The 11,578-nt window shown below is 54.2% G+C and carries 9 protein-coding genes and 1 pseudogene; 9 read left to right on the forward strand and 1 reads right to left on the reverse strand.

The window, feature by feature from the left end:
* Positions 1-104 precede the first annotated feature (104 nt).
* Together ACR0DS_RS20005 and ACR0DS_RS20010 are read left to right on the forward strand one after the other, a co-directional pair.
* Positions 105-578: a tyrosine-type recombinase/integrase gene (locus ACR0DS_RS20005; protein WP_480560801.1), complete on the forward strand. Its 474-nt coding sequence runs from the start codon at positions 105-107 to the stop codon at positions 576-578.
* Positions 579-625: 47 nt separating this feature from the next.
* Entirely contained in the window at positions 626-817 is a 192-nt protein-coding gene (locus ACR0DS_RS20010) for a hypothetical protein (protein WP_480560799.1), read from the forward strand.
* A 370-nt stretch (positions 818-1,187) separates the two neighbouring features.
* On the opposite strand, the pseudogene ACR0DS_RS20015 reads toward ACR0DS_RS20010, so the two are convergent.
* Positions 1,188-1,286, reverse strand: a pseudogene (locus tag ACR0DS_RS20015) (IS5/IS1182 family transposase); the annotation flags it as partial.
* A gap of 150 nt (positions 1,287-1,436) precedes the next feature.
* Between ACR0DS_RS20015 and ACR0DS_RS20020 the strand changes: the two are divergent.
* From ACR0DS_RS20020 to ACR0DS_RS20050, 7 genes are read left to right on the forward strand one after another with little or no spacing between them, the layout of a single operon-like run.
* The gene (locus tag ACR0DS_RS20020; RefSeq protein WP_480560797.1) at positions 1,437-2,696 is read left to right on the forward strand and encodes an AAA family ATPase; all 1,260 of its coding nucleotides are present in this window, start codon (positions 1,437-1,439) and stop codon (positions 2,694-2,696) included.
* Positions 2,693-3,535: an HNH endonuclease family protein gene (locus ACR0DS_RS20025; RefSeq protein ID WP_480560795.1), complete on the forward strand. Its 843-nt coding sequence runs from the start codon at positions 2,693-2,695 to the stop codon at positions 3,533-3,535. The genes ACR0DS_RS20020 and ACR0DS_RS20025 overlap by 4 nt, the downstream gene beginning before the upstream one ends.
* A gap of 40 nt (positions 3,536-3,575) precedes the next feature.
* Entirely contained in the window at positions 3,576-4,643 is a 1,068-nt protein-coding gene (locus ACR0DS_RS20030) for an endonuclease/exonuclease/phosphatase family protein (RefSeq protein WP_480560793.1), read from the forward strand.
* 18 nt (positions 4,644-4,661) lie between these two features.
* The gene (locus ACR0DS_RS20035; protein ID WP_480560791.1) at positions 4,662-7,265 is read left to right on the forward strand and encodes a pyruvate formate lyase family protein; all 2,604 of its coding nucleotides are present in this window, start codon (positions 4,662-4,664) and stop codon (positions 7,263-7,265) included.
* Between the two features lie 22 nt (positions 7,266-7,287).
* Positions 7,288-8,697, forward strand: a complete 1,410-nt coding sequence (locus ACR0DS_RS20040) for a Dyp-type peroxidase (protein ID WP_480560789.1) — start codon at positions 7,288-7,290, stop codon at positions 8,695-8,697.
* A 10-nt stretch (positions 8,698-8,707) separates the two neighbouring features.
* A complete protein-coding gene (gene cdd, locus ACR0DS_RS20045) occupies positions 8,708-9,574 on the forward strand; it encodes a cytidine deaminase (protein ID WP_480560787.1) in 867 nt (288 codons plus the stop codon).
* Between the two features lie 22 nt (positions 9,575-9,596).
* Entirely contained in the window at positions 9,597-10,427 is an 831-nt protein-coding gene (locus ACR0DS_RS20050; RefSeq protein ID WP_480560785.1) for a hypothetical protein, read from the forward strand.
* Positions 10,428-11,578 lie beyond the last annotated feature (1,151 nt).

Raw genomic sequence — 11,578 nt, forward strand, 5'->3', positions numbered from 1 at the left:
GCTTTCTGTTTCCCGGATTTCATTCTCATCTTCACTCTCTGATGGTTACGATGAGCCTGAAATCCTCCGCTACGCAATCAACCTAGTCTGTTCCATGGGTGCTGATGGCGGACATTGCGGAGCGCCGTGATCGCGCCATGGTGGCTTGTGCTTATGCCAGTGGATTACGCGCCGCAGCGCTCACGACATTGCGACTAAAACACATTGATCTTGATAAAAAGGAACTGGTTCAGGACGCTACAGAAATGCGCGCGAAGAATGGGAAGAGCTTTCGAAGCGTCTTCTTCCCGCGCACCGAGGCCTTCCAAAAAATCCTCATCACCTGGCTTTCGGAGTTGACTGCCTTAGGCTTCACCCAAGACGACGCTGTGTTCCCCGAGATCATACTTCTGAAACAACGCGATCCAGAGATCGGCCCGGTGCCCCTTTGCAATCCTCCTCAGCCGTGGGCTGTGCGTTTGACCTTGCCACCTCTAGGATCGGACGCAAATGCACACCGCACTCCGTTCGCGATACGCTCAAGGCGCTTGGCGATGAGCTTTGTACCACTCCTAAAGATCGCAAAGCCTGGTCCCTGAACCTTGGCCATACGAACGAAAAAATTACGGAAATCTACTATGGAAAAATGTCTGACCAGCAGCGCCGCAGCATTATCGAAGGGCTTTCTACTGGTGGCTTGCTGACCGCCAAGGAAAACGCAATGGTGCTCGACTACTATGAAAGCCGTTTCGAACGAGGCAGTGACGAGTTCAACATGGCCAAACGTTTGGCCGAAAGACGCGCAGCCGCTCGGGATGGAGATGAGGTGCTGGAGTAGAAGTTTATTCGACAGTTGGTTTCTTGATTGGTAAGCGTTGCATACGACCCTTCAATTGGCATCTTCCCGCATAGGCATCTAAGGCCTATATTGGCGCTACGCGCCAGTATGGAAATTCATTTTTGTGCCCTTTCGGTCCTAAGCTGTTGTTGGGGTATCCTTCTTCTGACGACCTCTGGCTGCGTAGCGCGGACATGTACAAATAGAACAGGGAGCCCAGAGTTCGCTCACGCAAACCTCCACAGTGTCATCGCGCCCGTTTCGTAGAGTGCGGCGCTCATTCTAATCTAACAGTTTTCCGCAGGCCTTAGCTAACAAGCCTATCAAAAAGCGACAGCTGTTGCCGGGGCAACCAATGGAATGGCAAACACTTATCCAGCCAGATCAGTAAGCACCCGCGTTTACTCAGCGCGGCGTTGTAGTTGGACCAGTTCGTCGTGCGATAGCGGGCGGGTGAGGGCTTCGGCATGCGGCTCGTCTAACCGCATGGATTCACATTTTGAATCGTCAACAAGCAGAGTTGTGCAACAACGCTCTCCGAAACATAATTGAATCTACCCGAGTGACGTTGTATTAATATGATACTTTACAATAGCGATTTATTCTCCGGACGAAATTTATGTATCTAAAAAATGCTGAACTAAGAAACATTCGTTGCTTTGAAGATACGAAAATCAGTTTTGACAAGGCCGGGGGTGGTAACCGGAAGTGGACCGTGCTCGTTGGGGAGAACGGAGCAGGGAAAACGACCTTAATCAAATCGATCGGTCTTGCAATGGCAGGTTCCGACGCTTTGTCGGAGCTGATAGCCCGGCCGGACGATTGGATTCGCCAGGGCCATGACGAGGCCAGCATTTCCCTGGAAATCGAAACTTCCAGTGGCAAGCAACGGGACCTTTCATTGCATTTTCGACGCGGCGAAAGCGTCTCTGACTTCATCGACCGATCGCGATCGACACTTGCTCCCCTGAATGACGCCCTCGAACATACGACCAGGAACTACCCGACGTTCGGATATGGCTGGGCGAGAGGGCTGGTATCTGCCAACACACCGGACAATCAAGCCACCACGCTTAACCATCCCCGTGCAATGAGCCTTGGCTCCTTGTTCAGCCGGAGCCCCGAACTGGTTTCCGTAGGTCGTTGGGCCATCGAGCTGGTCGGGAACGGACAGGATGATGAGTTCGAGGAAATTCAAACAATACTTACGAATTTCCTTCCCGAAATCACATTTTCCCACGTGGATAGCGAAACCGAGGAACTCGTCTTCAAAACCGAAGACGGAGATGTTCCGCTCGATCTGCTAAGCGATGGTTTCCAGACAATCGCGGCCTGGGTCGGAGATCTGCTGTTCCAGATAACATCAATATTCGACGACTATCGGAGCCCGCTTGATGCCCGGGGCTTGCTGATTATCGATCATGTCGATCTGCAACTGCATCCGAAATGGCAACGAAGACTGCTTGATTTCCTCGAAAAGCAATTGCCTCGAATGCAATTGATCGTGACAACAGACTCTGTCGTTACAGCACAGCAGGCGCCCTCGGGGGCTTTACACTACTGTATTCGCCGCGATGGAGCATCCGTCGTCGAAACCTTCGAGCAGGACCCCGGAAAGTACCTTCTACACCAGCTCATCGCCACCGAAGCCTTTGGGCAAATGAGTGATGAATCCCTCGAGGTTGAAACTCTCAAGACGGAATACCGGGACCTTCATCGCAAAAGAGGCCTGACTGCAGGCGATCGTGACCGGATGGATCAGATTCAATCGAAGCTCAACGAGCGCGTGGCGGACTCCAGGTCCGCCGCCGTCCTGACTCCGGAACAAAGCAAGCTTCTGGACGAATTTCTTCAGAAAAACACGGGGCAAGGGGGATGATAAAACTGTCCCGCGAGCGCTCGAAAGACGCAGTTGTTTCATCATTCCGAGGCGCCACGCCCCGCAATCGGCTTGTGGCACTCATGAAGCAGGCACGCAAGCAACTGAAAAACGGCGCGACACTGGACACAGTCGACTTCGAAATCAAATCCAAGTGGTCCGATACCAAGGAGCAATTGCTTTCGGAAACTCACGGCAAATGCGCCTACTGTGAAACCAGCATGGTTGCAGTCGCATTCGGTGACGTGGAACATTACCGGCCGAAGTCGATCTACTGGTGGCTGGCCTATGTCTACGACAACTACCTGGCCTCCTGCGCGATATGCAACCAGCGTTTCAAGAGCAACAAGTTCGAGTTTTCGGGCGATCCCTTGCCGCCACCTGCTGTTGCCGCAAACACCACGGATGATGGTCTGAAGGACCTGGCCAAAGACGCTATACCCGACCCGCTCGATTTACCGGCCGTTGAACGCTTTGAAGACCTCCACCGGGCTGAAAAACCCCTGATTCCTAACCCTTATGTCGATGATCCGGAAACCTGTATTGCTTGGGACATCATCGATGGGACGCGTTCGATCGAGGCGGTGGCAAATCCGGAGATGGAAGGGTCTGAGGCTGTCCTCGACGCCTGCGAACGGATCTACGGGATCAACCGGCCGGAGCTCATGCGCCGACGGTACGAACAATACGAGTTTTATAAGAACTTCCGAACGGCATTGCAGGACCTGCCGGATGGCTCGCCGTCAAAACCTGGCATCGAACAGCTCGTCGCTACGATGTCGGAACCGTCGAGCCAATACGCCGCAATGATACGTTTTTTTGAAAAGAAACTTCTTTAACCAAGGCCAATAGGGCGCCTAAACCACGGGATAAATGATCATGCCATTCTATTATCCGCTCAAGCAATTGCCCGAAGCTGATCGCCTCCGTACCATCGATGGGATCCGCGCATTACGAAGCCAAAAACAGAAACAACTTCCCGGTCGCAGCCTGAAGAATACGTTGCTCTTGGCAACCTGGAACATCCGGGATTTCGGCAATGAAGACAAACGGGCCGACAACGGCCTGAACCAACCCGGACCGCGTCTCGAAGAGTCCTACTACTACATCGCGGAGGTCATATCCGGCTTCGACCTTGTGGCAATTCAGGAGATCAATACGCTCGAGGCGCTTGAGCGGGTTATGCGAATTCTAGGTCCGTCCTGGGATTACATGACCACCGACATCAGCCCCGGGAACCAGGGCAACCAGGAGCGCATGACCTTCGTCTTCGATACGCGAAAGGTGCGCTTCAAGAACATAGCCGGACAGATCGTCACGGAACAGGAGAGACAGTTCGTGCGCCCGCCCTACTATGCGGCGTTCCAGTCCGGCTGGTTCAAGTTTTCCCTGTGTACGGTGCATATTCTTTACGGCGACTACAAGGATCTCGATCCCCGGATAGCCGAGATCGACGAAATCGCCGGCTTCCTCTCGAAACGTACCAAGCGGACCGGTGAAAACATCATTCTGCTCGGGGACTTCAATATCCTCAGTCAGGATGATCCCACCTTCGAGCCACTCGACCGGCATGGTTGGAGCGTTCCGGTGGATCATCTCAGTAATGTAGTTAAAACAAGGGCATATGATCAGATTGCCTTCAAGGTGAAGAAAGGCGAATTGCGCCTCGGTCAAACAGAACCGAGCTCCGGAGCGTTCGATTTTTTCGAGTCTGTTTTTCAAGGCGATCGCGGAACGGAATACTACGAGATTGCGAAAGCGACCGGTCGGCCCATGACGAGCTGGGACAACACCCTGAGGTGGCCGCAAAAAGACCGGGTCCTGTCAAGGGACGAGTATTTTCGGCAATGGCGGACCTGGCAAATGTCGGACCACATGCCGTTATGGGTCGAACTCGAGATCGACTTCACCGACGACTATCTCCAGCGGATTGCGATGGACACCTAGTAAGGTCGGGGAGCGCGCATGCATTACTCTATTCTTGGCTATTGGCAACATCTCCAAAATCTTCCGAACAGTCATCGTGACAAGCCCAGTCCGCGCGTCTGCAGGCTGATATTGGAAATGTTCGAGTTCTGGTTGGCCCAGAGTCCTTTTCCTGAATTCGGCAGTTTGGGACATCTTCGTGATCACCTTGGTGAAAGCGAGGCCGGAACGATGTCCCTCTCGCTTCAGGTGAGGCGCGGACATGCACTAAAGAAGACGCTTGAACTGCTGGTCGGTGACTGGGCCAGAGACAGGAACCTGTTTCGCGTAAATCCGGATGAATTGATCGTCGGCACCATGCCTCCATACTCGGTGGGGCAGGGCAAGGAAGTCATGGACTACCTGACAGACGAGCGCGAAGGCTGGGACGAACGGCTTCAGTCCGAAATGGATTTTATCAATCCTTGGTCGAATTTCGGACATGTCTGTCCGGACTATCAGAGCGTCGTCGAACGGGGGCTGAATGCGATCATGGACGATTGTAAAAACGGTTTGAAAAAAGCAAAGGGTGATGATGACAGCAGCAATTTCTATTCCAGCGTAATCGTGGCACTTGAGGGTGTTCTCTCATTTGCCGAGGGCTACGGTAAACGCGCGGCCGAGCTTTCGCGAACAAACGAAAGCCTGTTGACAGGCCAACCCGATCACCCGGACAAGACGGTCATAGAAGCCCGTATCGCCGGAATGAAAGCTGCCGCCGAACGTCTGGCCCGAATTCCGGCTGAGCCCTGCGAGAGTTTCACCGATGCGGTGCAATGCATCTACATTTTGAATTGCGCGTTGCACTGGACCGGTGAGCTGACCTCGCTGGGTCGCCTCGACCAGATCCTTCACCCCTTCTACATGAAAGATATGGAGACCGGCGTCCTCGACCAGGCGAAGGCACAGGAAATCATAGACTGTCTTTGGGTCAAGCTGGACGAAAACGTACTCCTCGACAACAAACTCATCGCGGATCACTTCACTTCATCCGACGGCGCGCTGCTGGGCGCCGGCGGGCCGAGCAATTTCGACCAAGGAGCTTTGACCAACCAGTGGATGCAGCAGATAACTCTTGGTGGCGTTTTGGCTACCGGCGAGGAGGAAACCCTAGACGCCTGCAATGACGTGACACGCATGTGCCTTCATGCCGCGCGAAAACTGCCCTTCAACTGCCCCACGCTCGATTTGCGGGTCCATTCGAAGTCCCCCAAGGACGTTCTTGAGCTGGCGTCGGAGGCCTTGCTCAGTGGTGGCGCGCATCCGATCTTGATGAATGACGACAAGATGATACCCGCATTGATGAACTCTGGTGAGTCAGTCGAATTGAAAAGCGCTCGCAATTACGCCTGCGATGGGTGTTACGAAGCACTTTTCCCCGGCGAGACCGAATTCACCTTCATCTACGTCCCGGGTCTGGATGTGCTTGAAAAGGCGCTCAACAGCGGCGCTGGTTTCGGCGGCTCGGGTCCAAGCAGTTTACGAGGAAGCAAAAGCAGTTTCCGCACCATGGAGGCGGCCGGAATCAAGGATTTTGAGACTTTCTATGGAATCCTAGAAGAGCACATTTGGCTCAATGTGAACAGAGCATTTGGTGGCCTGTTTGCCGCCTATGGCTCGAAAGGTGCGATTTGCCCTTCACCTGTCCTTTCCGCCCTCATCGGCGGCTGCGTTGAAAGCGGGCGCGACTTCTACGACGGCGGTGCCAGATACCACATGTTCGCCCCCCTCATGACGGGCATAAGCACTGTCGCCGACTCGCTCCATGTCATCGACAAGCTGGTCTTCAATGAACAGCGCTTCTCCCTCCAGGAATTGGTCGCCTGCCTGAGGAGCAACTGGGGTGCCGAAAAGCATGTCGTCGGGCGAAAGATGACAAAGAAGCGTGCCAACGAGATCCGCCAGGTCTGTCTGGATCAACCCCGGTTCGGTTTTGGCGACGAAAACGTAGACCGGTATGCCTGGAGACTGGCCGAGAGTTTCTGCAAGGCCATTGACGAGGCGCTGGCGCATCCGATCCATGCTGAAGCCTTGAAACGGCTTGAGAGCGATTTCGGCGCCAAGCCGTTCAACATGGTCATCACGCCGGGTGTGGGAACCTTTGAACAATATGTTTTCGGAGGGGGCTTTGGCGGGGCAACGCCGGATGGGCGCGGCAAGCGGGAACCTTTGGCCTCCGACCTCGCGGCGGCGCCCATGCCGCAAAGCCTTGATATTGATCCTGAGGATCCGGGTGCCGGATGGACCAACAGCGACAAGACCCTCAAAGTGAAACCGCGCCGGGCGCGGCTTCGTTCAGCTCTCGGTTCATGGAACAATCCAGCATTTGACAGGTTCTCCGACGGAGCGCCCGCCGACTTCAACATCCCGGAAGACTTTCCGAGAGAGGAACTCGTGGCCGTCCTGACGGATTTTGCAGCGGGCAAGGGCGGTAACGTGATGACCGTAACCGTCGCAAGCCCGGCCACCCTTCGCGCGGCCGAGAGCAAACCTTCCGACTACAACCTCTTGCGGGTCCGAATGGGCGGATGGTCGGAGTATTTCAGTGTTCTGTTCCCAGACCACAAGAAACAGCACATCCGGCGCAACATCTACACAGCATGAGACAAATAGGGAGGCGATCAACATGGCAAGAGGATTCATAGAGCCAATCAAGCTGCCGCTCCCGAACAAGGTATTCGGATCGGCCCATCAAAACGGGATTACCGACCCTCAGTGGCCCGTCAAGCGTCCGGGAGACGAACACTTTCAGGCCCTCAAGAACCACCTAGAGCAGGAACAGCAGGAAGGCCGGATCAACAAGATAGACGAATCCATATCGGTCAATGACCTCAAGGAAAGATACGACTCCGAATATGCCGGACGGGTTGCAGGCCAAAAGTTCATGACACTAGTCCGTGCGGATGTTTTGAGCGAGAACCGTGATGAACTGATCGATATCCTGAAACTGTTGACCGAGTTTGCGGCGGACCAGATGATCAGGTCGCCGTCACAAAAACACATCAAGATTTTCGAACGTGTTCCAGAATCCTATAGGGTAACGGTCACCGTGGGATTTGGTGCTTCCCTGTTTACCGACAAGACCGGTTTTGATCGGTTCGGACTTGGTGCCCGGCAACCGAAGTTCCTGAAACAGATGCCGTCCTTCCCCGGTGACGCAGAGGACTTCAAACCCGCCGATCAGGCAGCGGATCTCATCCTGCTGATCGCGACCGATCACCCTTACGTTAACGTTGCCGTGCTTCGGTATTACGCTGAATATTTCAATAAGCGTTTCACGGAGAAATTCCTGACCGGCAGGCCGCAGCGGAACGTCCTGAAATTTTACGATGTCGAAGAGGGCTTCACGCGCAAGGATAAACGGGAGTTTCTCAGGTTCGACGACGGAATTGACAACATTCACATGGGACCGGACGATCTCAACCGGCTGGTCTACGTGTCGGAAACCGACAACGAACCTCCCTGGTGCACCGGGGGGTCCTACATGGTTTATCGCAAAATCCGTGAAGACATGCCCCGTTGGGAAACCCTGAAAAAGAAGATGCAGGAAGCCATGATCGGGCGGGACAAAGAAACCGGTTTGCCGCTTTCCCGGAAAAGGACCGGTGCGGACGAGATGACGCCGGTCTATCCGGATCCGAAAGATGATGCCGACGGAGCCCTGAATTCGCATATCCGCAAGGTGCAACCCCGCCGCTCAGCGGCCGATCTTTTCGGCAGGAACGATTTGGAACGTCGTTTTCTACGCCGTCCATATCCGTTTTTCGACGGTCTAGACGAAAAGGGGAACTCGAAAAACGGGCTGCAATTCATTGCCTTCATGAAGAGCATTCAACAGCAGTTCGAACATGTCACAAACATGTGGCAAATGAACCCGGATTTTCCCGTCGAAGGCACCGGTATCGATGCTCTCTACGCTCAAGGGATCCTGTCGACGGTGGATGGCGGGTACTATTTCTGCCCCCCGGGCCTGAAGGACGAAACGGATTTCTTCGGTTCAGGAATGTTCGACGCGTTGAGCGCACTCGGAAGCTAGGGAGAGGGCTTTGGACATCCTGGAACAAGCAGCCGACATTGCCGACCGGTCCGGTGGCGGTCTCATACCCTCCGCCGATGTTGATGCCTTGCGGGAGAAGGCGTATGGAACGCTCGACCAGTTGATGCTGGCACTTATTCCGCTGGCCAAGAGGAAGGCCCATCCGGCGCTCTCGATGTTTCAAGTCGGCGCCATTGCCGAGGGCACGTCGGGCACGCTCTACTTTGGTGCTAATTTTGAATTCGCCGATTGTCCGGTGAATCAGACCGTGCATGCGGAACAGGCGGCAGTGATCAACGCGGCCTGCAACAGAGAAACTGGTATCAGGAGTCTTGCCGTATCGGCCGCACCTTGCGGTTATTGCAGGCAATTCCTGTACGAACTCGTCGGCGCCGATGAACTTTCAATCATCCTTGAAGGCTCTGAACCGACACCGCTGCCTCACTATCTACCGGCCGCGTTCGGACCCAACGACCTTGGGATTGAAGCGGGATTACTGAGCCGGCAGGATCACCGTCTGCAGTTTGCCGATCAATCTTTGGCGCAGGGTTCCGGGGCGGAAGAGGCCTTGGCTTCTTCAAACGCCTCCTATGCGCCTTACACGGGCGCGTTCGGTGCGGCGGCGATTACCACCCGGGGCGGTCGGATATTTGCTGCCCCTTACCTGGAAAATGCCGCATTCAATCCGAGCTGTTCCCCCTTGCAGTCCGCCATCGTTTCCGCGGTTCTCGCCGGGATCCGGCATGAGGATTTCACCGAAATATGCGTGGCACAAAAAACAGACACGAAGATCGATCACGCCGCCGCGGCGCAATGGCTGTCGAAGAGCCTATCGCTGGGTATCGAGGTCAAAAAAATTCCACTCAAAAGCATTTGAACCGTCAAGGAAAGGCTCCGTAATGCGTAGAGACGACGAAAGCATCAGTTTTTACTTCTTCGATTTTGATGACAACTCCATGTATCTGGAGACACCCATCTTCCTGAGGAACAAAGTCACGGGTAAAGAACGATCCGTCAGCACAACTGAGTTCGCGGGCATTCGGGGTCAGCTGGGTAATTCAGGCCGGTGGGCAAACTTCGAGACCTATGATCGGACTTACAGCCATTTCCGCGACATGCCGCCGGAAGAAGTGAAGAAGGGCGTAAAAGAGTATTTTGTAAGGGACATTGAAGAAGCCCTGAAACTGCCGGAGGAAGAATGGCAGGCGCCAGCCTGGTCGTTGCTGAAATATGCCTGCGAGAAGCAGCGCCCCGTAGCCATCGTGACCGCACGCGGTCACAGCCGGGAGACCATCAAAGCGGGGGTGCGCGTCCTGGTGAAGAAGGGCCATCTCCCGAAGGAACCCAACTACCTTAAGATCTATGCAGTCAGCAACCCGGACATGGAGCAGGAGTTGCTCGACAGCGACAGCGTCAGCGTCGCGGAGCGCAAGCGCATCGAAGACGCAGAGGACAAGACATCCCTATTGAAACGCGTAGCCATTCGCAACATTGTTGATCTGGCTATCGCGGAATATGGCCCGGAACCGGAACATCGCTTCGGCATGTCCGATGATGATCCGGAGAATGTGGATCTGATCATCCAGGCCATGTGCGATTCCAAAAAGAAATACATGGACAAGCGGTTCTTCGTGATCAACACGCATCACGACGAACATGTGAAACTCGAAGTGTTCCCGATTGATTATCCCGTGACAAAACAAGCAGACGACGATGAACAGATCGGGTGATGCCACGCATAAATCCGTCGCAGCACGGCTGCATCCTGATGGCCCGGCCTTGGCGCCAATCACCGGAGGTGAACCTTAAGAACCTTTGAAACAGATTAGGAAATTCCGGTTCATGCAATAGCAGGCACCCAAGTTGTTCTGCTGGGCTTAATGCTTCAGACACAGCGGGAAGCCCCAGTGAAACGCTGGATTCAGTCCGAGTGAACCGCGCGACGGGTTACGGTAACATCAACAAAACGCCCGAGCTCTGGGTGAGAGACGCATGAGGAACCGAGCAACGGTATCAGGGAAACCTGTTTGAAGCTGCACAGCCGGGTCATGACGTGGTCGTGGTTGTTCGCAAAGCCAGCGGCAAGTCGGTTGTTTTTGTCAATCTAACGACCGGAGTTATTCACGAAGAACGGGAACTGACGGTCAAAACTACGGTCCAGGCGCGTTTGTTCGATACCTTCTGGTTCAGCTTGCTTGGCGCTTTGCCGGGGCTATTTGTCTAGTATGAGCTTCTCGACGCAATTGGCCTTGGCGATAATGCCTTCTCGGTTGTCGGGTTGCAGATTTACATTTTGGTTCTGAGTATATCTGTATTTTTGGTCTTACTGTTTGGTCAAAAGGGTATGCTGAGCGCACCAAAGAGCTGCGCCAAGAGATCGACAACCTGATTGAGCAATCACAAAGAGCTGCAATGCCGGAAACCTAGTGGGCTGAGAGTTAGGAAAATCAGATGCACGAGAAACGACGGCCTCAGTTTGAAGGATGGGACGAGAAGGCCTTGGCCATAGAAACGCTCGCACAAGCCTGCAGCGCTCATGTGTATTGCGCTCAAAAGTACCAGTACTTGGAAGTCGAGGTTCAAAAAAGCGCCGGTACGCCAGATCAGTTGGGGAAGCTCAAAAGGGAATCCCAACGATTCAGGTTTTCCGGCGGATGCTCTAGTTGTCCCTAAGCTTGACTTTTGATCTGCTGCACTCCACATGAATCATGAGGCGCAAGCTTGTATTGCCCTCTTTCCGAGGCCCACGCATACGCGTGGGTTTTCGTGTTTCTGGAAGCTGTCCGCCATCAGCACCCATGGAACAGACTAGGTTGATTGCGTAGCGGAGGATTTCAGGCTCATCGTAACCATCAGAGAGTGGAGATGAGAATGAAATCCG

The sequence above is a fragment of the Ruegeria sp. AF5 genome, from assembly GCF_056541905.1.